Consider the following 24,281-nt stretch of genomic DNA (forward strand, 5'->3'; position numbering starts at 1 on the left):
GACGGTGCTGCTGCCGGAGGGGCCGAAGCCGGTGCAGAGAGTGGCGCCGTCTGCACGGGTGACGGCATCGCAGCAGCGGCAGGCGGCACAGGGAACGGACGTAGCGCGACCGGCCCCATCACCGGCACCGCCGGGTCTGACAATGGTGCTGGCCGCGGCGCCGGGACCGCCGATGCCGTGGCATTGTCTCGGGTCGGTGGTGCGGCAGGGGGAAGGGCGACGACTCCCGCCGGTTCCGCCAGGGGCGATGAGAGCGGCGCTGGCTTCGCCTCTGACCCGGTCCCGCGCAATGGTGCGACCGGCTGTGCCGCGACCGCGGCATCTGTGCGCAGGGAAATCTCGGCCCCGGGGATTTCCGCTGGCGGCATGCCCGCGGCCGGAGATTCCGCTTTCGGCGCAGATGGCATGGCAGGAAGCGGAACAGCGGCGGTTCCGGCCGGCTCGCGCGGCAGGTGCGGCAGGTGCGGCGCCTGTTCCGATTCTGGCTTCAGCTCTGGCGCCGGCGATGCGCGGCGCGGCGGAACCTGGATCGCGCCTGCATCGCGATGCAGGACCGCATCTGTCGGTTCCGCAAAGGATGCGGCCTTGACGGCTGCGGCAGGCGACATGCCGGTCGCCGCCGGGGATGCATCTGCTGTCGCCTTATCCCTTGCTGGCATGCCTGCTACTGTTCCACCGGCCTGCGGCATGGCGGTTCCGGCCGCAATATCACCGCGCGCCGGATGGCCGCCACCCGCCATGTCTGTCGCGGACATGTTATGCAGTGGGGCGGCACCCGGCCGCTCGGCCGCCGGCTGCATCCCGGCCGGGGCATCCAGAGGTGTATCGGTTCCCGCCCAGACCGCGGTCTCGGTGGGCGGCTCGGCGACAGGCAATGCATAGAACGGCGGCATCACCGGCTGCACCGGTGCCGCATCGCCCTGTGCCTGCGCCACCAGACGCCCGAGGAAACCGCCGCCGGCCTCGTTCATGACAGGACGCGCTCCAGATAGGCCTGCCGGCGGCGCGGTTCGAGAGCCAGGATATCCGCCTCCGGCCAGTGATAGACCCGTGCCAGGGCATCAACCTCGGCCAGTATGCGGCGGGCCTGCGCCACGATCTCCGCCCAGAAAAAAGCCGCGACATCCAGCGGCTGATGCGACTGCTGCTCGCATTTCGGACAGGACAGGGCGAACAGGATATCGGCCAGCGGATCGGCTTCGGCCAGCAGCGCCGACAATGCGCGCAGGACATCCTCGGACAGCGCCGGCGGGTCGTCCGGCGTCATGCCGTCGACGACGCAGCGGCGGACCAGCCGGTCGCGCGGATCGCCGGCCATGCCGGCATCCTGCACCAAGCTGGCCAGATCCCGACTTGTCGGCAGGCGCAGGACAAGATCAAGTCCGTCCGACTGCAGGCGTAACGGCTTCGCCTCTGCGGGCGGTGCGGCCTCAACCAGCATGCGGCTGTCTATGGTGAATTCCAGCGGCATGCCGCAGGCAGGACAGGCCGTGGCTACGGCAATGGCCGGACCGAAGGTGGCGGCGCGCAATTCCAGCAAGCGGTGGTTGCGTTCGCCGATTGACAGATCGGCGAGACTGCCCCAGGTCGCCGACGTGGCCTGCAAACCGGCAGCCGCGCTCAGGATCATGAGGGCCCGGTCGAGCGGATGACGGACCTCACCCTGCTCCCAGACCTCGAGTAACTGGCGCGCCGTAAGCCCCTGCATACGGCCACCGCCTCAGTTGAAGCTCGGTTCTGGTGGCGGCTCGAGACCGCTATCGCGCTGCCACCCTTCGTTCTGCAGAACCAGCGTCTGGATGGCGACCGCGTTGCCGCCGGCATCCAGATCGGGCATCGCCTGGTACTGCGATGGCCAGCAGCGGAAAATGTTGTAGCCGATCACGAGCTGGCCGGCCTCGTTGTAGAATTCCAGCGTCACATCGCGGCGGTAGTTGGCCAGCGCCACCTGGCGGCCAAAGCCGGAACCGAAATTCCAGATCTGCCGCATCCAGGCTTCGAACTCGGTGTCGAGGGTCAGGCCGCGCTCCAGCGTGATGGGGTCGTAGGAAGCCTGGCCGGGCGAAACACGGGTCGTCGACGGATCGCCGCCTTCGCGGAACTTGATGGCTTCGACCGACATCTTGAGCGAGCTGACCTTGCTCAGCGCGGCAACATAACGGCCTTCCCAGCGCAGCCGGAACTTGAAGTTCTTGTACGGATCCATGCGCTGCGGATTAACGGGAAACATGACCATGATCGCGCCTCGTGCTTAGGTCTGGCTGGTTGCGGTGAGCTGCTGCAGGGTGATGATGACGAATTCGGCCGGCCGCAGCGGCGCGAAGGCGACTTCGACCACCACGATGCCACGCTCGGTTTCGTATTCGCTCGTAGTGTCATCGCCGCAATTGACGAAATAAGCTTCCGCCGGCGTCATGCCCTTGAAGGCGCCCTGCACGAACATGTTGTTCAGGAAGGCATTGACGTTGAGGCGAATCTGCGACCACAGCACTTCGCCGTTCGGTTCGAAAACAACCCATTGCAGGCCGCGCTGCAGGCTCTGCTCGATATAGAGCGCCGTGCGGCGCACCGGGATGTATTTCCACTGCGAGGCCATCACGTCGGCACCGGCGCTGGTCCGGGCGCCCCACGACACGTTGCCATAGACCGGACGGTTGCGCAGGCAGTTGATGCCCAACGGGTTGAGCATGCCGTTCTCGTCGTCGGTCATCACGTAGGAAGGCGCCAGCACGCCGACCAGCTTGTCATCAATGCCGGCCGGCGCCACCCAGACGGCCCGCTTGGCGTCGTTATTGGCATAGACCCCGGCCATCGTGCCGCTGTTGCTGGTCTGGCGCGTACCGCCGGTCAGCGGATCGGGAATGATCACCGAAGGAAAGTAGACGGCATTATAGGCGCTGGTGATGTTGTTTTGGGCCATCCACTGGATGGCATCCTGGGGTGATGCCACCGACGCGGCCATGTCGGCGATGTAGAAGGCCAGCCGGTCCTCGCAATAGGCAGTGGCGGCGGTCATCACCTGGAAGGCATCCGTGGCGCCCAGCAGCGATACCGAGGGGATGCTGAGCAGGTTGATGATGTCGACCGTATCAAGCGCGAACATGCCGGTGCGTGCCACCGAATCGCCGGTCAGCTCGTCAGCGCCAGGCTGCAGGCCATCGCCGCCGGACACCGCATTGCTCTGCGCCCCCACCGTGCCGGAGCCAAGGCTGTAGCGCTGACAGTTCGCCGACACACCCTGGCCACTGAGATTGAGCAGGGTCGCAAGCTGCCCCGTGAAGGTCAGCACGTTGTTGGCATAACCGAAGTCCGTCAACTGGACGCGCAACTGACCGCCGATCATCTGCACCACGGCCGAGGCGAGTTGCGGTACCTGGCGGATCGCCGCCTGCAATGCATAAGGCAGGCTGGCCAGCGTGGTGGTGTCGGGCAACGGGCCAATGACATAGGGCTGGCCGCTGGGATTGTTGATCGCCGTCGTGTCGATGCTGGCCGTCATCGTCTCGCTGCCGCTCAGCGTCAGGCTGGTCAGGCTGGCGCCGGTCAGGCCGGTTTGTGCCGGCATGACGCTGCCTGTCGCGCTGCCCCCGCTGGGCAGCGTGGCATTCAGCAGGCCGCCCATTTCGCGGCTGGCCGTGGATGGCGCGTAGCGCGCGCTGGACGGGTCGACGGACAAATTGCGCGAGACCACGGTGTTGACGTTGCCGGTGGTCTGCAACGCACTGAGATCGGAAACCGTGAGGTTGAACAGCGTGGCCGGATTTTGGGTGTTGTAGTCGATATCGACATACAGGCTGTTGCCCCACGCACCATTGCTGCCCGCATTCGCCACCAGTACCGGAGCGCCGCTTTCCACTGCGCTCAGCAGCGTCACGCTGGCCGCCCGGAACGGCGCCGTGCTGGTGCTTTTCGCCGTGCGCACGACCCAGGCCTCGCTGCCTCCATTGAGGAAGAATTGCGAGATGGCGTAGGACGCTTCGCTGTTCTGCGTGATACCGCCGAATTGCTGCTGGAATTCGCCGAAGCTGAAAATCGGCGTGGCCTTGTTGGCCGGCCCGCGCAGGAAATAGCCGACGAAGCCGGTCACCGATGTGCTGGAGCCGACGATGGTGCGGCTCGAGCTCGGCTGTTCGCTGATGTAGATGCCGGGATAGGTGGGAGTGACCGTCATGGCTGACCCTGCAAGCGTGCCGCTCAGGCGGAAGGCGGCAGCGGGATGGGGGAAATGGTGGCGGCGGACGCCGGCCCGGCTTTAGGGAATGTCGTCAGGGGAGGGCAGCGGGCGGGCCGGTGCAAAAAACCGCATGTCTCTAAACGGGTATTTTCATAGTAACAATTATCAAGGGAAGAGCTAGTCAAATGATGTTCTCGCAAAACTAATGGATTTTCCGCTACCCGCCCCATACTTGGCTCCCCCGATCACACACAATAAGACATATGAAATTTTATTTTAGCCCGCCTAAGACTCATTAAATGATGAAAATGAAACTAAAGCGAGTCTTTCTATCTTGATATTCATCGCAAAATATATGTAAGACATCATTGCGCTTGTAAACACCAAGCTCTACAGCCTCCACGCGCATGTGTCTTTAGGGTTGTGGCCGGGGGAATCAATGGCGGAGACAGACACGGCTGCTAAGCGTCCGGCATCGGCCGCCGTGGCACCAGGCCAGGCTGTCAAACCGGAAGAGGCCGGGGCGACCGCGTTTCCGGTCACGCTGCACTTCCAGAACATGCCAGCCTTGCTGCATCATACGGTGGCCGTGGGCGGCGAACGCAGCCTGCCATATGCCGCCTGGTCGATGGCGCCGGGCCCTCGGCATGACCAGCGGCTGATGATCTCGGCACCGGCCAGTGCCGCTGTCAGCCTGAAGCTTTTCATTCTGACCAACACGCATCTGACGATCGCCGTCAACCAGGCGATGCCCGCCCTCGACATCGCGCTCTACGTCCGCACCGCAAGTCCGTGGGTTTTCGGCTCGGTCGTGCTGCCGCCGGGCACCATCGTCACGCCGCAGTCGAATCTCGACCGCACCAATGTCGTGGGGACCGGTTCCTGGTCCTTGTTCTTCGACATGCCACCCGCTCAGAGACCCTGAATCCGCGGGCAGGCGGATAGTGCGTTCCTGCTCCTGAACTCCATGGCCAAACGCAAAAGGAAGTGCAACATGACAACTGCAACGGCGCAAATGGTTCAATTCATGCTTTCCAATATGGCGGCAAACGCGAGCTGCCTGCTTCAGTTGCCCTCCGGGGCGACCTGGGTGCTGGCGCCGACAAGCGGCGGTTCGTCGCAGAACGGGCTGACCATCATGCCAAGCGGCAATCCGACGCAGTTCACCGAGGTCATTTTCACCCCGACCTCGATCTACGTCAGCGGCGCCTCGGGTGGCGCCACCAGCCTGTCGCTGAAGACCTGGGTGCAGACCGACCAGTCGACCGTCAACGGCATGCTGACGCTGAGCAGCGGCACCCTGACCGTCGTCACCATCAACGGTCAGAATACCTATCAGGCCGGCTCCAACAACTGGGCCGCCGATCTATCGTCGTGACCGGCTGCCACCGGCCGGATCGCATCACGCTCATGCCGTGAAGAAAAACGCCTGGCGTCGCCCGCCTGGCGTTTTTTTTTGTTTTCTCTCCCGCGGCAACGGAATCCGGCCGGCTTGGGTCGAACGAATCAGGAGAACGATCATGGCGGCTCTGCACCGGCTGCGGCAGGCCCAGACGTTCCCAGCAGGCGCTGGCTGGCGAGAGGTATGGCTCGAAACTGATTGCGCTGGAGGTGCAGCGGCGGCTGGTCGAGATGGAGAAGGGGATATTGGCTTTATTCGCCCGGGCAGAAGATTGTCGACGAGAAAGCCGGGCTGATCCATCCGGTTCGCATTGCACGGGCCCGGATCTGGATCGATACCTTGATCGAACGCTTCATTTCGGCCGAACGCAGCGAGTCGCCGAACATCGATATGGATTCCGGTCATAGCCGCCGCGAAGAAGTCATCCACCAATACGTCTGTAACCGCTATGGCCGTTGAGCACCGTGGGCTTCGCGCTCATTCCCGTTGCTCTCAGCCGGCTAGGCGCCCCAAAAGGCTACACTACAAAAAGCGTCCATTCATCGGATAATGTATATTATGGAAAATATAGATTAGCCAAAATATGCCGGTTCTCCAGTATTTCCGGTTCCAGTCAGATCATGACCGGCATCATATGGTTGTCCCACTGCAGCCGGCGCTCCGTGGCCGATAGCATGCGCGGCTGCGCGCTGCCCTGGTGCCAGACCTCGCGCTTGCCGGTGCCGGCCGACAGCACGAAGCCGCCAGCCTCGCCGCTGGCGCCGAGCCCGCAGACATCGCCGAGCGGCACGCTCGCCACCATCGGCATGGCGTCCGCCGCCAGGTCCCAGACCAGGACGCGGTTGCCCCGCGGGCTGCTGACCGCCAGATACCGGCCGGTCCGGTCGATGGCGGCACTGCCGCAATACTGCCGGAGCGCGGTCTGCTCGGCCCGCGGCATCGGCAGATAGCGGAACCCGGTTTCCCCGGCGCCCGGATCGTGCAAGGCCACCAGCGGCACGTCGTCGTCCGCCGGGCCCTCATACTGCATGGCGACCGCGACCCGGCCGTGCCGGTCGATGGCGATATGCCGGGTGCTGAGCTGGTGCAGCTCCCGGGCCGGTTTGATCTCACCCGTCAGGCTGCCGTCGCGGCTGTCGAGATAGACCAGCGACGGCGCCATGTCCGGGATGTTGAGCTTCAGCCGCGGCATGTCCGACCGCATCAGGATGCCGCCATTGGCGACCACCAGCGTCCGGCCGTCCGGCATCAGCAGGATCTCGTGCGGATCCAGGCCGCGAGTGGCAAATTCACCGATCCGGCGGTAGCCGTCGCGCACGTCGTAGATGCCGAGCACGCCGTCGCCCGTCGAGGCCACCACCTCGGTGGCATGCAGCAGCCGGCCATCAGCCGAGTAAGCGCCATGGCCGCAGAAATTCCGGTCCTCGGTCGCGGCGATCTCATGCTGCACTGTGCCGCTGCGCAGATCGAAGACCCGCGCGAAGCTGCCCGGCCGTCGGGCAAAGGCAACGCCGGTACGGGCATCCGGACTCTGCGTGAAGCTGTGGCCGCGCTGTGGCAGCGGCAGCGTATAGCGCAGCGCGCCGTCCGCGCCGAAGGCGGCAAACCCGAAGCCCTGCGGCGAGCCATAGGCATTGACGAAGATGCGCTCCGACGGCGTGTTGGCGAACGCCAGCCGTGGCAGCAGCAGGCCGCCACCGATCAGGCTGGCCACAAGGGTGCGACGGTTCATCGGGATGGCGGTCATGGCCTCAGTCTCCATCCAGGGCATTGAAGCCGACTTGCAGCTCGATATTGCCCGGCAGCTTCTGCAGCAGCAGGGTCTTGAGCGCGAGAATCTGCGTGGCCAGCGCCTCGACCTTGCCGCGCTGCGCCTTGTCCTCGACCGCCTGCTCCAGCGGCTCCGAAATGCCTTGGGCGGCTTCAAATGCGCGACGGAAGGTATCGGCGATGGCGTCGTCGAGGTCGCGGTCGGGCACCACCGGCGAGAAGACTTTGGTGTACAGGTCCTGCGCGGCCTTGAGGTTGATGACGATGTTGCGCATCGAGCGCTGGCTGCGCCAGGCCTCGGCCAGATGCGGCCGTGCCTGGTCGATGCTGCCGCCCAGCGGCCGCGCCAGCTTGTGGTCGGCAATCAGTTCGACGCCCGTGTACAGGCTTTTGAACAGGTCGAGGGTCGCATCCTTCGGCTCGTGGTAGAGCCCGTCGCTCTTCGCCGGCTCCAGCATCTTGGTCTGGAAGGATGGCGCCCCCTCGCGCCAGTCCTTGCCGGTCTCGGCCGCCATGGTCGCGAGATTGGCGCTGATCGCCTGCACATACCGGCAGCGGAAGGCTGCATCGTCGCCGGACAGCAGTTTGTCGGCATCCTTGCCGAAGATCAGGCGTTCCAGTGCCGGCAGGCCCTGCACGGCAACACTGCTCCTGCCCAGATGCTCGGGCGACAGCGCGTCGGCGTCTTGCTTCGCCAGCAGCTCGGCCATCTGCTTGCTGATGCTGTTGCGGGCATCCGGCCAGAAAGCAATCCGCTGGCTGCGGAAGAACAGGTCGACCGGCCCGAAAGTGACATGCTGGATGTCCTGCCAGGCATCGACGGCGCCGTTATAGGCATTGCGCAACGGTGCCAGGCCGGCCGGCGTCGGCGCCGCGCAGAAGGCCTTCGCCTGCCCGTCCAGTTTCGCGGTCGCGCCGGTCAGGGCATCGTAGCGCGGCAGGATGTGCTGCTCGATCGCCGTCCGGTTCATCTTGCCATAGGTCGCATCATCGAGCGCCATGGCCGGTCCGCTGGCCAGCAAGCCGGCGGCAAGGACGGAAAACATCAGACGGGACATGGACACACCTCTCACAGCGACCGGATAAAGGCGAGCAGGTCCTGGCGATCCTGCCGGCTCATCTGCATGACCTTGCGACGCGCCGGCGCGGCTTCGCCGTCATGCCAGAGTATGGCTTCCAGCACATCGCGGGCGCGGCCGTCATGCAGCAGATTCTCGTGGCCGCTCACCGTGCGGGTCAGGCCGATGCCCCACAGCGGCGGCGTGCGCCACTGGCGCCCGTCGGCCAGCCCTTCCGGCCGGTGATCGGCCAGTCCCTCGCCCATATCATGCAGCAGCAGGTCGGTGTAGGGCCAGATGGTCTGGCCCGAGAGTTCCGGCCGGGCCGGATCCTGTCCGGTGACAAATTGCGGGACATGGCAGGCGGCACAGCCGGCCTCGGCGAACCGCTGCTTGCCGCGCAGCACCGCCGGCGCCCGCGCCCCGGGTCGCGCCGGCACCGCCAGGTTGCGGGCATAGAAGACGACGAGATCGAACAGCTTGCGCGGCACTTCGACATGCTCCGCCGGATCGTCGCCGACCGGTGCGGCCATGCAGTCCTGCTGTGCCGGCATGCAGTCGCCATGGGACTGCGGCAGCAGATCGGTCGACAGGCCGATATCGCCGGCAAAGGCCGTGGCCGTCTGGTCGGGAATGCTCGCCATGCCGGCCTTCCAGCCGAAGCGGCCGAGCGCTACCTTCCCTTCGGCGGCGCTCCAGACCCGGTTGGGCCGGCCGGCAATGCCATCGCGGTTAAGGTCTTCCGGATCGGCATGGGCAAGGATATCGGCCTCGGGGATCATTTCCAGCAGGCCGAGGCCGATCATCGGCGGGGTCAGCCGCGGCGAGACCATGACATGGGGATCGAGCGGCCCGTAATTCAACCCGTCGATGTCGTAGGCGGGCCGTCGCACCACGACGGTCTCGCCGCCAGCCAGGGTGACCGGCTCATCCGTATAGCGGATATGAAAGCCGCCTTCCGCCAGCACGCCCTGCACGGAAAACGTCTGCAGCTGGCTGCCGTAGACCGGCTCCGGGATCGACAGCTCGCGCAGGCTGGCCAGTGCGGCGCGCTGGGCATCGGTGGCCGGCGGCACACTCAGGCGCAGGAACAGCGAGACCGGTGCCTCGTCCGCGACCGGCACATGGCCGCGACCATCCTTCAGGTGGCAGCTCTGGCAGCTGCGTGCGTTATACAGCGGGCCGAGACCATCCGACGACGTGGTCGAACTCGGCGCCGAGGTCCACAGCTTGCGGAAGACGCCGTTGCCGACCTTGAAGTCGAGCTCCTTCTCGAAGCCCATGTTGGCCGAGGGCTGCGAGAAGACCGAGCGGTCGCGCGTCTTGTCGGTGGTCGCTGCGCCGCCGGGCCGGTCCTCGCCCGGCACGAAGGCCGCAGTCGCCGCGCCTGCTGCCGTACCACCCGCCAGAGTCTGGCCGGCCGCCAGAGTCTGGGCGGCGCCGGTCGGCACCGTCAGCAGGACAAGAGCCAGAGCGGCTCCGATGGCGAGGAACTGTGACATGAAACGCGGCCGGTTATACGCAAAAGCCGACGGGGCGGACAGGCGAACCTGCCCGCCCCGCAATGCGGTTACTTCTTCTTGGCGACCTTGTCGGGGGAGTCGAGGCTGTCCGAGCCCTCGAACTTGATCGCCTTCAGCTTCAGGCTGCCGACCACGCGCTCCAGCGTCTTGGTCTGGTCGGTCAGGCGGTCGATGGCGGCCTGCACCACGGCATTGCCCTCGGGGTTGTTCGGCCCGATCATCTGGTCATAGGCTTCCTTGGTTTCGGCGCGCTGCTTGATCGCCAGCACGGCCGCGTGGGTCGCCGCCAGCTTGGCCAGCATCTCCTTGTTGAGATCCGGCGCCGTCTTCTGGACGAGGTCGCTGGCCGACGGGCCTTTCATGACGGTACCGCCGAGCGTCTTGTAGGTGCCGCTGTAGACGATCCGCATGCCCTCGACATCGTAGTAATGCGAGTTGTGGGTATTGTCGGAGAAGCAGTCCTGCTCTTCTTCCGGATCGTGCAGCAGCAGGCCAAGCTTCATGCGCTCGCCGGCCAGTTCGCCGTAGGACAGGCTGCCGATACCGGTCAGGATCGCGGCGATACCGCCATCCTCGCCATGCTCGACCAGCGCCTTGCGGGCGGGGCCCTCGGGCTTCCAGTCATGGGTCATCTCGGTCAGATCGTCGACCAGCAGCTGGGCGGCAGCCGAGAGGTACTGCGCGCGGCGATCGCAATTGCCATGGGTGCAGTCGCCGCCCCTGGCGTAATCCGTCCAGGGCCGGTTGCCGGCGCCCGGGCCGGTGCCGTTCAGGTCCTGACCCCAGAGCAGGAATTCGATGGCGTGGTAGCCGGTGGCCACATTGGCCTCGACGCCGCCGGCCTCCTGCAGCTTGCGCAGCAGTTTCCAGTCGACCTTGCTGGCATCGAGCACCTTGCCGCCGAACTTGACCTGCCTGTTGGCGATGATGTTGGCGGTATAGAGCGGGTTCTCGTCGGACTCTTCACCGTAGCTGGCGGTATCGACATAATCGATCAGGCCTTCGTCGAGCGGCCAGGAATTCACCCGGCCCTCCCAGTCGTCGACAATGGCATTGCCGAAGCGGAACACCTCGGTCTGCTGATACCACGGCCGGGACGCGATCCAGGCCGCGCGCGCCGCCTTCAGGCTGGCTTCCGACGGCTTATCGACCAGCGCCTTCACGGCGGTCTGCAGCTTGCGCGCCTGCTTCAGCGCATCGCCGTACATCGCCTGGGCGAGGTCGCCGTAATGCTGCAGGATCGCCTGCTTGGTCGGGTCGCCATCGGCGGCATGGGCCGGCGCGGCGGCCCACAGGCCGGCGGCCAGCGCGATTGCGGTTGCGAGCTTCTTCATGATCTTCCCCTTTTGACTCTTTGGGCTGACTCTCGTGACTGACTCTGCGGGTGCTACTTCAGGAAAAATTCCACGGGTACGACGATTTCCAGATGATCCTTGCCGAGATCCGGTGGAATCGGCGGCAGCGGATTGGCCTTCTCGATCATCCGTTCGACCGCCTCGTCGAGTAGCCGGTGACCGGAACTGCGCTGGATGCTGTAGCGCAGCACCTTGCCGTCCTGACCGACGACGAACTGCAGATAGGCGACGCCCTCGCTGTGCCGGCGCTGGGCGCGCCAGGGATATTCCTTGTGCTGTTCCAGCCAGGCGGACAGCACCGCGAAGTAATTCGCCTCGGCACCGGGATTGCCGCCGCTGCTGCGGGCGGCGCCGTTGCCGGCACCGGGCGCATTCTGGCGGCCGACCTGGCCCTGCGGTGCCGGTGCGGCGGCCGCTGCGACCTCGATTTCCTGCGGCGGCGCCTCGGCGGGTTTCTCGGCCTGCCGTATCTCCTGCTTCGGTTCGGGCTTCGGTTTCTGCACCACCGGTTTGGGTTTCGGCTCGGGTTTCGGCCGGGCCTCGGGTTTCGGCGCTTCGGCGACCTCCGGTGCCGTGTCCTTCGAGGTGACGACCTGCGGCTCGGGTTCGGGTGGCGGTGGCGGCGGCTCGACGAACTGCGGTTTCGGCGGCGCTTCCGCGGCCTGGGCCCCGGCAATGCCGCCGGCGGCCAGCATCACCTCGATGCCCTGCAGGCCCTTGTCGACCGCGCCGGGCGGATCGCGCTGCGGCAGGCCGACGACAAACGCCGCGACGATCCCGGCGTGGGCCAGAATCGAAACCGAGACGGCTGTCATGCGTCCGCGCATGCCGGTTATTTCCCTGCCGCAATTGGGCCTGCCGCAACCGGCGGCTGGACGGGCTGGGTATTGGCGCCTTCGGCAACCAGCGAGACCTTGCCGAAGCCCGCCTCGCCGACCAGGCCCATCACCTGCATCACGCGACCGTATTCCAGTGCCTTGTCGCCGCGCACATAGACCACGGCATTCGGCTCCTTCGCCTTGATGCCGGCCAGCCGGGCGACGATCTCGCCCTCTTCCACCGGCTCCTTGCGGATGAACAGCCTGCCGTCCCTGTCGATGCTGACGACCAAGGGTTCCTTCGGCGGTGTCACTTTGGCGGCTGTGGTCTTCGGCAGTTGCAGCGGCACACCGACCATCATCAGCGGCGCCGCCACCATGAAGATAATCAGCAGCACCAGCATGACGTCGACCAGCGGCGTCACGTTGATGTCGGACAGCGGGCGGTAGCTGCCGAAATCGTCGCTGTCGAAATCGTGGCCGCCGCCGGCGGAGGACATGCCCATGCCGGCTCTCCCTACTGGCCGGCTTCGGCGTGGCTGCGCACTGCCGGATGACCGGCGCTGCGGGCAAGCTGGCGCGAGGCTTCAACAATCGCCGCGCTGGTGCGCTGGGCGATGCGGCCGAGATCGGTGCTGAACTTGTTGTAGGCGACGACGGCCGGGATCGCGGCGACCAGGCCCATGGCGGTGGCGAACAGCGCCTCGGCGATACCGGGCGCCACCACGGCGAGGCTGGTGTCGTTCGAGCCGGCGATGGCCGTGAAACTGTTCATGATGCCCCAGACGGTGCCGAACAGGCCCACGAAAGGTGCCGCCGAGCCGACCGTGGCGAGGAACGGCAGGCCGGGTTCGAGCTGGCGCAACTGCACCACCATGGCCTGGCGCATGGCCAGTTCGAGCCGGCCGCGGAAATCGCTGCGGCTTTCGCCGGCCTCGATGCCGTCATGCTTCTCGCGGGCGGCAGCGGCGAGGATGGCGCCCTGCAGGCCGCTGGCCGGGACCTTGCCGGTGCCGGTGAGCAGCAGGTCGGCCTTGATGGCGGTCTCGAAGCTGCGGGCAGCGCGGCGGGCGCGGCCGAGCTTGACGACCTTTTCAAAGACGATGGACCAGCAGACTACCGAGGTCAGCGCCAGCAGGGCCATCACGCCCTGCACGATCGGGTCGGCGTTGAGCACCATGTCGGTGAAGGAGAATCCGGCACCGCCGGCTGCAGCATCGGCTGCTGCGGGAACAAGGCTCTGATCCATAAAGCAAAACTCCAGCGGCTGGCCTCTTCGGGCCGGCCATCATGTCTGAGGCATTGCTATTAATAATGAGAACCGATCGCAAATGGAAGGCGCAGAATTGACAGATTGCGGTCCCGGGCCCGGAAATGTGCGGTTTTGCCGCGCTCAGGCCCAGCCGAGCTTCTGCCGCACCTGCCGGGCGATCTCGTCCATGTCGTCCAGCTTGCCGTTCTGCCACTGCATCAGGCGGCCGTCGAACCACTGGATCAGGCCCTTTTTCTCCAGGCCGGCAAAGAAACTGTCGAACCGTCGCGAGCTGCCGGGCAGACGGGCCACCAGCACCGGCTTGCCGGTGGAGCAGGCTTCCGAGACCATCGAGATGGAATCGCAGGTCACCACGATGGCATCGGCCAGGCCGAGGAAACCGAAATACGGGTTCGGTCCCTTCCCGTCCCACAGCGCCGCCGGCATGCTGGCCAGTCCGCCGCGCAGGATGCTGGTTTCCGCCTCGCCGGTGCGGCGCGAAATGGTGGCAAGGAGGCCGCAGCCCGAACGGTCGACCATCTGCCGCAGCTGCGCGACGAAGCCGCGCATCCACTCGTCGTCCAGCGTGTAATAGCGGTTGTTGCCGCCGACCAGCACGGCGACGCGTGGCGACGGCAGATGCGCGTATTCCTGCCGCAGGGCTTCGGCGCCGGAGCGCAGCTTGAGCTGCGTCACCCGGTGCGGCGCCCCCTGGGTCACGACAACATTGGGACCGCGGACGCGATCATGTTCGGGCACGACCAGCAGATCCCAGTTGCGCGGCGATGCCTTGGGATCCTGCACATGAATGGTTGTCGTGCGGCCCTTGCTGGCCTGCTTCACCGCCATGGCCAGCATCGCCGATTTGCGGCCGCAGGTGATCAGCACATCCGGCCACGGTTCGGCAAAGGCGGCACGATCGGCTGGCGACAGCATGTTCAGGCTGGCAAAGCCCGGCCGCATCGGCAGCCAGGTATACGGCGCACGGAACGAGACTTCCTTCGCTTCTGGCAGGCCGAATCCGCCGCCGGCGAACAGCGCTTCAGCCAGGCCAAGCGCCTGGCTCTGCATGCCGACGGCGCCACGCTGCGACACCGCCCAGATACTTCTCAGCATTCCACTACCATGCCGTCATAGGCCGGCTCGACGCCGGGCGGCAGTTCCGACAGCAGACGACGATAATCCAGATCGATGGTCATGTTGGTCAGCACGGCGCGTTCGGGTTTCACCCGGGCGATCCACTCCAGCGTCTGTTCAAGATGGCTGTGCGACGGATGCGGCGTGTACCGCAGGGCATCCACCACCCAGACCCGGATGCCGGCGAGCGCCGCAAAGGCCTCATCATCCAGTGAAGAGACGTCGTTGGAGTAGGCGAAGTCGCCGAAGCGGAAGCCGAGGGAATGAATCCGGCCGTGCCGCTGCTGGATCGGCAGCACATCCATGGCGCCGACACTGAACGGCCCATCGATCAGCCTGGGCTCGATGATCGGTGGATAACCGTCGCTGCTTTTCTGGAAGCAGTAGCCGAATTTCCGTTCCAGCCGCTCCAGCGTGAAGGCATCGGCATAGGCCGGGATCTGGCCGCGCGCCGCATAGGCGAGAAAGCGGATATCGTCGATGCCGTGGGTCTGGTCGGCATGGTCATGCGACCACAGGATCGCGCTGATCTCGGTGATGCCGTTGTCGATGAACTGGTGGCGCAGGTCCGGGCTGGTATCGATCAGCAGGCGGGTCTCCGCCTCTTCCACCACAATCGAGCCGCGGGTGCGGCGGTTTTTCGGCTCGGCCGGATCGCAGTCGCCCCAGACCCCATCGATGCGCGGCACGCCGGGCGAAGCGCCGCAGCCAAGGATGGTCACTTTCATCGGCGCATCCGCATCCGGCGCGTCAGGCCGCCCGACGGTCGGCAACCGCCTCGCGCGGTACCTTGTCGAACAGGCGCAGGAAGTTCTGTGTCGTCTGCTCGGTGATCTCGCCGACCCCGACGCCCTTCAGCTTGGCGAGGAAAGCGGCGGTATGGACCACGTAGGACGGTTCGTTGCGCTTGCCGCGCAGCGGCACCGGCGCCAGATACGGCGCATCGGTCTCGACCAGCAGGTTGCCCATGGGAAGCGCGACCGCAGATTCCTGGACGCCGCGCGCCTTGTTGAAGGTCAGGATGCCGGAGAAGGACACCATCATGTCGTGCCGTACCGCAAGTTCCGCCAGGGCATGGCCCGACGAAAAGCAGTGCAGCAGGCCCTTGAATTTGCCTTTTGCCATCTCGGCATCGAGAATGGCGGCCGTGTCATCATCAGCATCGCGGGTATGGATGATCACCGGCAGGCCGGTGTCACGCGCGGCCGTGATATGGGCAAGAAAACAGCGCTTCTGGGCTTCGCGGTCGCTGTGGTCGTAGAAATAGTCGAGCCCGGTCTCGCCGATGCCGACCACCTTCGGATGGCTGGCCAGCGCCACGAGTTTTGCCGCCGTCACATCCGGGTGGTCATCGGCCTCATGCGGATGCACACCGACCGTGCAGTAGATATCCGGATAGGCCTCGGCCACCGCCAGAACGCGATCGAACTGGTCGAGCCGCGTCGAGATGGTCAGCATCAGGCCGATGCCGGCCTGCCGCGCCCGGGTGATGATGGCATCGCGCTCCTCGGCGAAATCCGGGAAGTCGAGATGGCAATGGCTGTCGATCAGCAAAGCCATGTCAGCCCTCCTGGGCGGCGGCTTCCACATGGCGCGGGAACACGCCCTGCGGTGCCGGCAGCGGCGTGCCGGCGCGCAGGCGGCCGGCCTCGCCCAGATGCGCGAAGCTGCGCGCCGCCTCGGAAACGCCGAGCTGGTCGAGCATTTTCGCTGCCGAAGCCGGCATGAACGGCTGGGCCAGGATGGCAAGCTGGCGGATCGCCTCGAGCAGGCACCACAGCACGGTCAGCATGCGCGCCGGATCGGTCTTGCGCAAAGTCCACGGCGCCTCGACGTCGATATACTTGTTGGCGGCATCCACGAGGTCGAACCAGTGCTGCAGGGCGGTATGGATCGCCTGCACATCGAGGGATTCGCCCATGCGCGGATGCAGGCTGTCGGCATGGGCCAGCAGGGCCTCGTCGGCCTCGCTCAGCTCGCCCGGCTGCGGCACCGCGGCGCCGGTATTCTTGGCGCAGAACGACAGCGTGCGCTGCGCCAGGTTGCCAAAGCCGTTGGCCAGTTCGCTGTTGATGCGGCCGATGATGGCCGAGCGGCGGAAATCGCCATCGTTGCCGAACGGCACTTCGCGCATCAGGAAATAGCGGGTCTGGTCGAGGCCGTATTCGTCGACCAGGCCGACCGGATCGATCACGTTGCCGAGCGACTTGGAAATCTTCTGGCCTTCGTTGGTCCACCAGCCATGGGCGAAGATGCGCTTGGGCGCAGCCAGTTCGGCGGCCATCAGGAAGGCCGGCCAGTAGACGGCGTGGAAGCGCAGGATGTCCTTGCCCACCATATGCAGGTCGGCCGGCCAGAAATGCCGGTACTTCTCGCTGGCGGTATCGGGATAGCCGGCGGCGGTGATGTAGTTGGCCAGCGCATCCAGCCAGACATACATCACATGCGCCTCGTCACCCGGCACCGGGATACCCCACTTGAAGGTGGTGCGCGAGACCGACAGGTCCTTCAGCCCGCCCTTGACGAAGCTGATCACCTCGTTGCGGCGGCTGGCCGGCAGGATGAAGCCGGGATTCTCCTCGTAGAATTTCAGCAGCGGCTGTTCCCAGGCCGACAGCCGGAAGAAATACGACGGCTCCTCCACCCATTCGACCGGGGCGCCGGAGGGCGCCAGCTTCTGGCCGTTCGGGCCATCCTGCAGTTCGTCTTCCTGGTAGAAGGCCTCGTCGCGCACGGCATACCAGCCGGCATATTTGCCGAGATAGATATTGCCGGTGGCGGCCAGCTTCTGCCACAGCGCCTGCACGGCGGTGACATGGCGCGGCTCGGTGGTGCGGATGAAATCGTCGTTCGAGATGTTCATCGTCGCGGCGAGGTCGCGGAAGCTCTGGCTGACCCGGTCGCAGAAGGCCTGCGGATCGATGCCGGCGACCTCGGCCGATTTCTCGACCTTCTGGCCGTGCTCGTCGGTGCCGGTCAGGAACATCACGTTACAGCCGTCGAGCCGCTTGAAGCGCGCCAGCACGTCGCAGGCCAGCGTCGTGTAGGCATGCCCGATATGCGGCTTGTCGTTGACGTAATAGATCGGCGTCGTGATGTAATAGTTCTTTTGGGTCATGGATTTAAAGCTAGGGCAGAAGCGCCGGATAAGCCAGCCCGGCAAGCCGGCGGCGGGCCTTTTGCTATCACCTGAGGGCGGATTTGGCCAGTGATACGAGGGTGTCTGCCACCTGCGCCGCCAGCGCGGCCGGACCGGCGTCCGGCGCGGGGCGGAAAATCCGCATCGACGGGTACCACGGCGTGCCCTCGCCCTGCGTCATCAGGTAGAAGAACCGGCTCTTGCTGGCCGGTGCCAGCACCCAGACCGGGCGCCCCAACGCGCCGGCCAGATGCGCCGTGACATTCGAGACTGTTACCGTCAGGTCGAGAGCGGTGATCTGCGCCGCCAGCCCGTCGAGGTCGTTGCGCGCGTCGATCTCCGGGTCCAGCAGCAGGCGGTCACCGAACAGGCCACGCAGTTCGGCGAGTTCATCCTCGGTCACGCCATATTGCAGGCAGACGAAACGGCAGTCCGGCACGGCGGCCAGCGGCGCGAGATCGGCGGGCCGCAGCGACTTGGCCGCCCCGAGCGCCGGATTGGCACTGCGCCACGACAGGCCGACCAGCCGCTCGCCGGCACCGGTCCGATAACGATCGCGCAGGATCGCTGCGCGGGCGATATCGGCCTGCAGGAATGCCTGCCCCGGCGGCGGCCCGGCCGGCAGGTCGCCGAGCGGCAGATGGGCAGCGAAAGATCCAGCCAGCAGTTCCGGATCGGCCGTGGCGGCTTCCGGTGCGAAATCGAGCGCCGGGAACGACCGTTTCAGCAGCGGCACCAACCGCGGATCGGTCTCGAGCGTCACGCGGGCGCCGGACTGCAGCAGCGCCGGCAGGTATTGCAGGAACAGCAGGCGGTCGCCGAGCCCCTGCTCACCCCACAGCAGCAGCCGGCCGGCCGGCACCGGTGCGCCCGGTGACCAGCGCGGCCAGGGCCAGGCACGGCGCGGCAGCGGCGGTTCCGCCTTGCGCCAGCGTGCGGCATAGGCTGCCCAGCCGTCGGCGAAATGGCCGGCGGCCAGTGCCGCCAGCGCATAATTCCACTGGATCTCGGCATCACCCGGCCGGCGGGACAGTGCCTCGCGGAAAGCCGCCAGCGCCTTGTCGGGTTCTGCCAGCGCATGAAGGGTCTGCGCCAGCGCATGCCAGGCATCGGCCTGCAGCGGCGCCGGCAGGCTCCGGCTGGCCGCGATGGCGTCGGTGGCCAGCGGCAGCGCTTCGGCGGCGCGGCCCAGCTCGCGCAGCGAGGCTGCCATGTTGATCGCCGCGGCGGGATACTGCGGGCGCAGCTTCAGGGCCTGCCCGAAACAGGCGAGCGCGGCGTCATGGCTGCCGCCGGCTGCCAGCAGGTTGCCGAGGTTGTTGTGGCATTCGGGAGCCTGCGGCGCCAACGCCAGCGCTTGCCGCGCGGCTGCCAGGGCGCCGGTATGGTCGCCGGCCGCCTGCAGGCAGGTGGCGAGCTGCAGCGCGGCCGCCGCATGCTGCGGACGCATCACGAGCACATGGCGATAGCCGTCCGCCGCCGCCGCCCAGGCGCCGCCGATCCGCTGGGTCTCCGCCCAGAGGAACAGGGCATCGGCGTCTTTCGGCAGCAGCCGTCTTGCGGTCTCGGCCGCTTCCCGCGCCGCCGCCGCATCGCCGGCAGCAATCAGGGCTTCGGCATAACTGAGCCACAGCGGCCCCTGCCCGGCCGCGACGTCGAGGGCACGGCGCAGTTGCGACGCGGCTTCGGCCGCCCGCCCGGTCTGCACCAGCAGGCGGCCCAGCAGGTTGATGGCATCGAGGGTTTCCGGCGCATGGGCCAGCACGGCGCGGTAATTCTGTTCGGCCACCGCCAGGTTGCCCTGGCGATGGGCCTCGACACCGGCCTGCAGATGCTGCAGCAACTGGGGCTGCACGGGTCAGGCCTCGAACCGGAAATCCGGCACGTCGATACACCGGTCCAGCAGATGCTTGATCAGGGCGCCGACCTGCTCGAACAGCGCCGGCAGGTTTTCCGGCACCAGCTGCCGCGGCACGTCCGGCAGGGCATGGTCATGGAAGTCGGCCAGCACGTCCTGCTGCATCAGGAAGACGGCCTGGGCGAAATAGTTGATCATGTCACGGCGTTCCAGCACCGTCAGATAGGCACCCATGGCGCGCAGCAGCGCCGAGAAGGCACGCATCTTCACCGCGCTGATTTCATGCAGGATCGGCTCGCGCGTGGACGGCGCGATATTCTCCAGCTTGCTTTCGATCACGTCGCAGAAGGAGAGAAATTCCTGCACGCGGCGGAAGCCGTCGGCATAGTCGGAAAACGACAGGATGGTCGCCATCTCGTACATCCGGGCGGTGACGCCCTGGACCTCGGTGGCCCGGCTGTTGAGGACCTGCAGCAGGCGCACGGCCTGCCCGACGGGATCGGTCCCGCCGGCGGTCTCCACCTGATTCTGGCGATAGTCCTGCACCATGAAGCCAGCACAGCATAAAATGGTTAACGGTTTGATTGCTGAAAATCGGGCCGCCGTGTAAGGTGCGTTTTTGATGTCATCGAGTCGCGCAGCAAATCCCGCCACCGACCCGGCCGCCTCCCGGCCCTCGGTTACTTTTCCACACCGCCACCTGCTGGGAATCGAGGGGCTGTCCGCTCCGGATATTGCCCTCCTGCTGGATCATTCCGACCATTACGTCGACCTGAACCGGGCGGTGGAAAAGAAACAGTCCAGCCTGCGCGGCCGCACCATCATCAACCTGTTCTTCGAGAATTCGACCCGGACCCGCACCTCCTTCGAGCTGGCCGGCAAGCGCCTCGGCGCCGACGTCATCAACATGTCGGTGGCCACCTCGTCGGTCAAAAAGGGCGAGACCCTGATCGACACGGCGATCACCCTGAACGCCATGCACCCCGACCTGCTGGTGGTGCGCCACCAGGACTCGGGCGCGGTCGCCCTGCTGGCCCAGAAGGTCGGCTGCGGCGTCATCAACGGCGGTGACGGCAGCCACGAGCATCCGACCCAGGCCCTGCTGGACGCGCTGACCATCCGGCGCCGCAAGGGCTCGCTGGAAGGCCTGCTGGTGGCGATCTGCGGCGACATCCTGCACAGCCGTGTCGCCCGCTCGAACATCCACCTGCTGAACACCATGGGCGCCCGGGTGCGCCTGATCGCGCCGCCGACCCTGCTGCCGGCCTATGCCGAAAACCTTGGCGTCGAGGTCTTCCACGACATGCGCAAGGGCCTCACCGACGTCGACATCGTGATGATGCTGCGCCTGCAGATGGAACGCTTCCACGGCGCCTTCGTGCCGTCGACCCGCGAATATTTCCACTTCTATGGTCTCGACTACGCCAAGCTCAGCTTCGCCAAGCCCGATGCGCTGATCATGCATCCGGGGCCGATGAACCGCGGCGTCGAGATCGACACCGAAGTGGCCGACGACATTCACCGCAGCGTCATCCACGAACAGGTCGAGATGGGCGTTGCCGTCCGCATGGCCTGCCTGGAACTGCTGGCCCGGCATCTGCCGAACTGGCGCGGCACCACGCCGCCCGGCCTGTAAGCGGACGGAGAGCGTACAATCATGGCCCGCCGCCGCAAGCTCTACACCAACGCGCGCCTGCTCGACCCGGCCTCCGGCCTGGACGTGAAAGGCGCCTTGCTCACCGAGGGCAACCGCATCGTCGATCTCGGCCCCAAGCTCGGCAATGCCGGGTTCGCCGATGACACCGAGACGATCGACTGCCAGGGCCATTGCCTCAGCCCCGGCGTGATCGACATGCATGTCTGGCTGCGCGAGCCCGGCGCCGAACACCAGGAAACCATCGCCACCGGCGCCCGCGCCGCCGCGGCCGGCGGCATCACCTCGGTGGTCGCCATGCCGAACACCGATCCGGTGATCGACGAGGTGGCGCTGGTCGAATTCATCTCGCGTCGCGCCGCCGATACCGCGGTGGTGCGCGTGCTGCCCGCTGCGGCGATCACCCGCGGCACCAGAGGCGAAGAGATGACCGAACTCGGCCTGCTGGCCCAGGCCGGCGCCGTCGCCTTCACCGAAGGCGAGAAGACGGTGACCAGCAGCCGGCTGATGCGCCGCGCGCTGTCATACGCCACCACCTTCGACCTGCTGCTGATGCAGCATTGCGAGGATGCCTCGCTGGCCAAGGGCGGCGTGATGAACGAAGGCGAAGTCGCCTCCCGGCTTGGCCTGTCCGGTATCCCGGCGGTGGCCGAGACCATCCTGCTGGAGCGCGACATGCGCCTGCTGGAAGCGACCGGCGGCCGCCTGCACGCCTCGCATCTGTCGACCCAGGATTCTCTCGATGTCGTGCGCCGCGGCAAGCAGCGCGGCCTGCGCCTGACCGCCGGCGCGGCGCCGCATAACTTCGCGCTCAACGAACTCGACGTCGGCGACTACCGCACCTTCGCCAAGGTCAAGCCGCCGCTGCGCACGGAACCCGACCGCCGCGCCGTGGTCGAGGCGATTGCCGATGGCACCATCGACGTCATCTCCTCGGCGCATTCGCCGCAGGACCCGGAGAACAAGCGCCTGCCGTTCGGCCAGGCGGAATTCGGCGTCATCGGGCTCGAAACCCTGCTGCCGCTGACCTTGGAGCTGTATCACAACGGCTCGGTGCCGCTGCTCAAGCTGCTGGCCTGCCTGACCTGCAATCCGGCCCGGTTGCTGAAACAGGAAACCGGCCGGCTGGCGCCGGGCGCGCCAGCCGACCTGCTGGTCTTCGACCTCGATACGCCATGGCGCGTCGACGAAAAGAAATTCCGCTCCAAGGCCAAGAACTCGCCCTATGACGGCCGCCGCCTGCAGGGCCATGCGCTCCGTACCGTGGTCGCCGGCGAGACCGTGTTCCAGCGCAAGCGCGAGGCCTGAGCCATGATGCAGTATCAACTGGCCGCCGCCCTGCTCGGCTACCTGCTCGGCTCGATCCCTTTCGGGCTGGTGCTGACCCGCCTCGGCGGGCTGGGCGACATCCGCAGCATCGGTTCGGGCAATATCGGTGCCACCAACGTACTGCGCACCGGACGCAAGGACCTGGCCGTGCTCACCCTGCTGCTGGATGGCGGCAAGGGCACGGCGGCGGCACTGATCGGCGCCAAATACGGCCCGGAGATCATGGTGATCGCCGCCTTCGCCGCCTTTCTCGGCCACCTGTTTCCGGTCTGGCTGAAGTTTCGCGGCGGCAAGGGCGTCGCCACCTATATCGGCGTGCTGCTCGGCGCGGCCTGGCCGGTCGGCATCTTCGCCTGCCTCGCCTGGCTCGCCACCGCGGCGATCAGCCGCTATTCGTCGCTGTCGGCGCTGATCGCCGCACTGCTCAGCCCGTTGTTCGCCTGGTATTATGCCGGCCCACAGGTTGCCGGGCTGGCCGCTGCCATGGCGGTGCTGGTCTATATCCGGCACCACCAGAATATCGCTCGCCTGCTGAAGGGCGAGGAACCCAAGATCGGTCGCAAGAAATCCGATGGAGCCGAAACCGCGCCGCCTCAGTGACGACGAGAAGCGCGACTGGCTGCGGCTGATCCGCAGCGAGCATCTGGGTCCGATTACCTTCCACCACATACTCCGGTATCACCATGGCGATGCCGCGAAGGCCATCGCGGCCCTGCCCGACATGGCACGGCGCGGCGGCTCCAGGCGCGTGGTCAAGCTGGCGCCGCTTGCCGCCATCGATGCCGAACTGAAAACCCTGCGCAAGCTCGGCGCCAGCCTGCTGGCCTGGGGCGAGCCGGGCTATCCGGTCCGCCTGATGCAGCTCGACGATGCGCCGCCTTTGCTCTGCGCCATGGGCCAGCCGGCACCGGACGAACCGCCGGGCATCGCCATTGTCGGTGCCCGCAATGCTTCGGCGATCGGCCAGCGCTTCACCCGCGACATCGCCGCCGCGCTCTGCGGCCACGGTTATGCGGTGATCTCCGGTCTCGCCCGCGGCATCGACCGTGCAGCCCATGAGGGTGCGCTCGCCGCCACCGGCCGCACGCTGGCTTTCATCGGCACCGGTATCGATATCGTCTTTCCGCCAGAGAATGCCAAACTGCAGGCCGAGGTCGCCGAACGTGGCCTGTTGCTGGCGGAGATGCCGCCGGGCACGCCGGCACTGGCGCAGAATTTCCCCCGTCGCAACCGGCTGATCAGCGGCGCATCGCTTGGCGTGCTGGTGGTCGAGGCCGCGCTGAAATCCGGCTCGCTGATCACCGCGCGGATGGCGGCCGAGCAGGGCCGCGAGGTGATGGCGGTGCCGGGCTCGCCGCTCGATCCACGCTGTCATGGCAGCAACGACTTGATCCGCCAGGGCGCCACCCTGGTCGAGCGTGTCGACGACATCCTTGCTGTGGTGGCACCGCAGGTCACCCCGGCCCGCCGGGCCGATCCGCCGGTGACGGAGACGCCGCCAATGCAAGGCGATCTCGATCACGCCCATGCCGAAATCGAACGCCTGCTGTCGCCGAGCCCGGTGCTGGTCGACGACCTGATTCGCTTGAGCGGGCTTGCTCCGGCGGCCGTGCATATGGTGTTGACCGAGCGCGAACTGGCCGGTCGCCTGACCCGGCATCCCGGCGGCAAGGTATCGTCGGCCTGAAAATCCCGCTTGCCGGCACCGCGATACAAGCCTATCTGTTGGGGCACGGGGACAACGCGGTCTCCCCGCCAGATGCTCCGCATCCAAGCGCCGCTACACCGTTACGCAGAATGTCTGCGTATTGG

Annotated in this window: 23 protein-coding genes; 7 read left to right on the forward strand and 16 right to left on the reverse strand. The window is 66.4% G+C overall.

Going from position 1 to position 24,281, the window contains the following annotated elements; genetic code table 11:
• Nucleotides 1-967: 967 nt before the first annotated feature.
• From ACFOOQ_RS17870 to ACFOOQ_RS17880, 3 genes are read right to left on the reverse strand one after another with little or no spacing between them, the layout of a single operon-like run.
• Nucleotides 968-1,708, reverse strand: coding sequence for a hypothetical protein (locus ACFOOQ_RS17870; RefSeq protein ID WP_379728967.1), 741 nt, complete (start codon nucleotides 1,706-1,708; stop codon nucleotides 968-970).
• A gap of 12 nt (nucleotides 1,709-1,720) precedes the next feature.
• Entirely contained in the window at nucleotides 1,721-2,236 is a 516-nt protein-coding gene (locus ACFOOQ_RS17875; protein WP_379728968.1) for a phage tail protein, read from the reverse strand.
• A 15-nt stretch (nucleotides 2,237-2,251) separates the two neighbouring features.
• The gene (locus tag ACFOOQ_RS17880) at nucleotides 2,252-4,171 is read right to left on the reverse strand and encodes a phage tail sheath family protein (protein WP_379728969.1); all 1,920 of its coding nucleotides are present in this window, start codon (nucleotides 4,169-4,171) and stop codon (nucleotides 2,252-2,254) included.
• Between the two features lie 442 nt (nucleotides 4,172-4,613).
• Between ACFOOQ_RS17880 and ACFOOQ_RS17885 the strand changes: the two genes are divergently transcribed.
• The 3 genes from ACFOOQ_RS17885 to ACFOOQ_RS17895 all read left to right on the forward strand — a co-directional run bounded on the left by ACFOOQ_RS17885 (nucleotide 4,614) and on the right by ACFOOQ_RS17895 (nucleotide 6,035).
• Nucleotides 4,614-5,099 carry a hypothetical protein gene (locus ACFOOQ_RS17885; protein ID WP_379728970.1) on the forward strand — a complete coding sequence of 162 codons (486 nt, stop codon included), beginning with the start codon at nucleotides 4,614-4,616 and terminating at the stop codon, nucleotides 5,097-5,099.
• Nucleotides 5,100-5,264: 165 nt separating this feature from the next.
• Nucleotides 5,265-5,552 carry a hypothetical protein gene (locus ACFOOQ_RS17890; protein WP_379728971.1) on the forward strand — a complete coding sequence of 96 codons (288 nt, stop codon included), beginning with the start codon at nucleotides 5,265-5,267 and terminating at the stop codon, nucleotides 5,550-5,552.
• 363 nt (nucleotides 5,553-5,915) lie between these two features.
• A complete protein-coding gene (locus tag ACFOOQ_RS17895; protein WP_379728973.1) occupies nucleotides 5,916-6,035 on the forward strand; it encodes a hypothetical protein in 120 nt (39 codons plus the stop codon).
• A gap of 154 nt (nucleotides 6,036-6,189) precedes the next feature.
• Here the strand turns inward: ACFOOQ_RS17895 and ACFOOQ_RS17900 are convergent, their stop codons facing one another.
• The 13 genes from ACFOOQ_RS17900 to ACFOOQ_RS17960 form a co-directional block, all read right to left on the reverse strand.
• Complete coding sequence (locus tag ACFOOQ_RS17900; RefSeq protein ID WP_379728974.1) at nucleotides 6,190-7,323, reverse strand: DUF1513 domain-containing protein; 1,134 nt, start codon at nucleotides 7,321-7,323, stop codon at nucleotides 6,190-6,192.
• 4 nt (nucleotides 7,324-7,327) lie between these two features.
• Nucleotides 7,328-8,404, reverse strand: a complete 1,077-nt coding sequence (locus tag ACFOOQ_RS17905) for an imelysin family protein (protein ID WP_379728975.1) — start codon at nucleotides 8,402-8,404, stop codon at nucleotides 7,328-7,330.
• A gap of 11 nt (nucleotides 8,405-8,415) precedes the next feature.
• On the reverse strand, nucleotides 8,416-9,906 hold the full coding sequence (locus ACFOOQ_RS17910) for a di-heme oxidoreductase family protein (RefSeq protein ID WP_379728976.1): 1,491 nt from the start codon (nucleotides 9,904-9,906) through the stop codon (nucleotides 8,416-8,418).
• 68 nt (nucleotides 9,907-9,974) lie between these two features.
• Entirely contained in the window at nucleotides 9,975-11,261 is a 1,287-nt protein-coding gene (locus ACFOOQ_RS17915; protein ID WP_379728978.1) for an imelysin family protein, read from the reverse strand.
• A 53-nt stretch (nucleotides 11,262-11,314) separates the two neighbouring features.
• Nucleotides 11,315-12,109 carry an energy transducer TonB gene (locus ACFOOQ_RS17920; protein WP_379728979.1) on the reverse strand — a complete coding sequence of 265 codons (795 nt, stop codon included), beginning with the start codon at nucleotides 12,107-12,109 and terminating at the stop codon, nucleotides 11,315-11,317.
• Between the two features lie 5 nt (nucleotides 12,110-12,114).
• Nucleotides 12,115-12,600 carry an ExbD/TolR family protein gene (locus ACFOOQ_RS17925; RefSeq protein WP_449265821.1) on the reverse strand — a complete coding sequence of 162 codons (486 nt, stop codon included), beginning with the start codon at nucleotides 12,598-12,600 and terminating at the stop codon, nucleotides 12,115-12,117.
• Nucleotides 12,601-12,617: 17 nt separating this feature from the next.
• Entirely contained in the window at nucleotides 12,618-13,349 is a 732-nt protein-coding gene (locus tag ACFOOQ_RS17930; RefSeq protein WP_379728981.1) for a MotA/TolQ/ExbB proton channel family protein, read from the reverse strand.
• A 144-nt stretch (nucleotides 13,350-13,493) separates the two neighbouring features.
• Nucleotides 13,494-14,468, reverse strand: coding sequence for a mitochondrial fission ELM1 family protein (locus ACFOOQ_RS17935; RefSeq protein ID WP_379728982.1), 975 nt, complete (start codon nucleotides 14,466-14,468; stop codon nucleotides 13,494-13,496).
• Nucleotides 14,462-15,217, reverse strand: coding sequence for an MBL fold metallo-hydrolase (locus tag ACFOOQ_RS17940; RefSeq protein WP_379728983.1), 756 nt, complete (start codon nucleotides 15,215-15,217; stop codon nucleotides 14,462-14,464). Before ACFOOQ_RS17940 ends, ACFOOQ_RS17935 begins: the two co-directional genes overlap by 7 nt.
• Nucleotides 15,218-15,239: 22 nt before the next feature.
• Complete coding sequence (locus ACFOOQ_RS17945; protein ID WP_379729151.1) at nucleotides 15,240-16,043, reverse strand: TatD family hydrolase; 804 nt, start codon at nucleotides 16,041-16,043, stop codon at nucleotides 15,240-15,242.
• 7 nt (nucleotides 16,044-16,050) lie between these two features.
• Nucleotides 16,051-17,607: a methionine--tRNA ligase gene (gene metG, locus ACFOOQ_RS17950; protein WP_379728984.1), complete on the reverse strand. Its 1,557-nt coding sequence runs from the start codon at nucleotides 17,605-17,607 to the stop codon at nucleotides 16,051-16,053.
• 67 nt (nucleotides 17,608-17,674) lie between these two features.
• Complete coding sequence (locus ACFOOQ_RS17955) at nucleotides 17,675-19,483, reverse strand: tetratricopeptide repeat protein (RefSeq protein ID WP_379728985.1); 1,809 nt, start codon at nucleotides 19,481-19,483, stop codon at nucleotides 17,675-17,677.
• A gap of 3 nt (nucleotides 19,484-19,486) precedes the next feature.
• On the reverse strand, nucleotides 19,487-20,035 hold the full coding sequence (locus ACFOOQ_RS17960; protein WP_379728986.1) for a hypothetical protein: 549 nt from the start codon (nucleotides 20,033-20,035) through the stop codon (nucleotides 19,487-19,489).
• Nucleotides 20,036-20,108: 73 nt separating this feature from the next.
• Between ACFOOQ_RS17960 and ACFOOQ_RS17965 the strand changes: the two genes are divergently transcribed.
• Genes ACFOOQ_RS17965 through dprA form a run of 4 tightly spaced genes read left to right on the forward strand, consistent with a single transcriptional unit; the run spans nucleotide 20,109 to nucleotide 24,156 of the window.
• Nucleotides 20,109-21,122, forward strand: coding sequence for an aspartate carbamoyltransferase catalytic subunit (locus tag ACFOOQ_RS17965; RefSeq protein ID WP_379728988.1), 1,014 nt, complete (start codon nucleotides 20,109-20,111; stop codon nucleotides 21,120-21,122).
• Between the two features lie 21 nt (nucleotides 21,123-21,143).
• A complete protein-coding gene (pyrC, locus tag ACFOOQ_RS17970) occupies nucleotides 21,144-22,448 on the forward strand; it encodes a dihydroorotase (RefSeq protein ID WP_379728990.1) in 1,305 nt (434 codons plus the stop codon).
• 3 nt (nucleotides 22,449-22,451) lie between these two features.
• Nucleotides 22,452-23,069, forward strand: coding sequence for a glycerol-3-phosphate 1-O-acyltransferase PlsY (gene plsY / locus ACFOOQ_RS17975; protein ID WP_379728991.1), 618 nt, complete (start codon nucleotides 22,452-22,454; stop codon nucleotides 23,067-23,069).
• Entirely contained in the window at nucleotides 23,041-24,156 is a 1,116-nt protein-coding gene (dprA, locus tag ACFOOQ_RS17980; protein WP_379728992.1) for a DNA-processing protein DprA, read from the forward strand. Before plsY ends, dprA begins: the two co-directional genes overlap by 29 nt.
• Nucleotides 24,157-24,281 lie beyond the last annotated feature (125 nt).

It is taken from the genome of Ferrovibrio xuzhouensis, assembly GCF_042648965.1.
Taxonomy (GTDB): domain Bacteria; phylum Pseudomonadota; class Alphaproteobacteria; order Ferrovibrionales; family Ferrovibrionaceae; genus Ferrovibrio; species Ferrovibrio xuzhouensis.

Coding starts and splice junctions, on each gene's coding strand:
- ACFOOQ_RS17920 (WP_379728979.1), bottom strand. CDS start 12,109: ATGCGCGGACGCATGACAGCCGTCTCGGTTTCGATTCTGGCCCACGCC.
- ACFOOQ_RS17870 (WP_379728967.1), bottom strand. CDS start 1,708: ATGCAGGGGCTTACGGCGCGCCAGTTACTCGAGGTCTGGGAGCAGGGT.
- ACFOOQ_RS17885 (WP_379728970.1), top strand. CDS start 4,614: ATGGCGGAGACAGACACGGCTGCTAAGCGTCCGGCATCGGCCGCCGTG.
- plsY (WP_379728991.1), top strand. CDS start 22,452: ATGATGCAGTATCAACTGGCCGCCGCCCTGCTCGGCTACCTGCTCGGC.
- ACFOOQ_RS17910 (WP_379728976.1), bottom strand. CDS start 9,906: ATGTCACAGTTCCTCGCCATCGGAGCCGCTCTGGCTCTTGTCCTGCTG.
- ACFOOQ_RS17875 (WP_379728968.1), bottom strand. CDS start 2,236: ATGGTCATGTTTCCCGTTAATCCGCAGCGCATGGATCCGTACAAGAAC.
- ACFOOQ_RS17935 (WP_379728982.1), bottom strand. CDS start 14,468: ATGCTGAGAAGTATCTGGGCGGTGTCGCAGCGTGGCGCCGTCGGCATG.
- ACFOOQ_RS17960 (WP_379728986.1), bottom strand. CDS start 20,035: ATGGTGCAGGACTATCGCCAGAATCAGGTGGAGACCGCCGGCGGGACC.
- ACFOOQ_RS17905 (WP_379728975.1), bottom strand. CDS start 8,404: ATGTCCCGTCTGATGTTTTCCGTCCTTGCCGCCGGCTTGCTGGCCAGC.
- dprA (WP_379728992.1), top strand. CDS start 23,041: ATGGAGCCGAAACCGCGCCGCCTCAGTGACGACGAGAAGCGCGACTGG.
- pyrC (WP_379728990.1), top strand. CDS start 21,144: ATGGCCCGCCGCCGCAAGCTCTACACCAACGCGCGCCTGCTCGACCCG.
- ACFOOQ_RS17900 (WP_379728974.1), bottom strand. CDS start 7,323: ATGACCGCCATCCCGATGAACCGTCGCACCCTTGTGGCCAGCCTGATC.
- metG (WP_379728984.1), bottom strand. CDS start 17,607: ATGACCCAAAAGAACTATTACATCACGACGCCGATCTATTACGTCAAC.
- ACFOOQ_RS17930 (WP_379728981.1), bottom strand. CDS start 13,349: ATGGATCAGAGCCTTGTTCCCGCAGCAGCCGATGCTGCAGCCGGCGGT.
- ACFOOQ_RS17915 (WP_379728978.1), bottom strand. CDS start 11,261: ATGAAGAAGCTCGCAACCGCAATCGCGCTGGCCGCCGGCCTGTGGGCC.
- ACFOOQ_RS17925 (WP_449265821.1), bottom strand. CDS start 12,600: ATGTCCTCCGCCGGCGGCGGCCACGATTTCGACAGCGACGATTTCGGC.
- ACFOOQ_RS17965 (WP_379728988.1), top strand. CDS start 20,109: ATGTCATCGAGTCGCGCAGCAAATCCCGCCACCGACCCGGCCGCCTCC.
- ACFOOQ_RS17940 (WP_379728983.1), bottom strand. CDS start 15,217: ATGAAAGTGACCATCCTTGGCTGCGGCGCTTCGCCCGGCGTGCCGCGC.
- ACFOOQ_RS17880 (WP_379728969.1), bottom strand. CDS start 4,171: ATGACGGTCACTCCCACCTATCCCGGCATCTACATCAGCGAACAGCCG.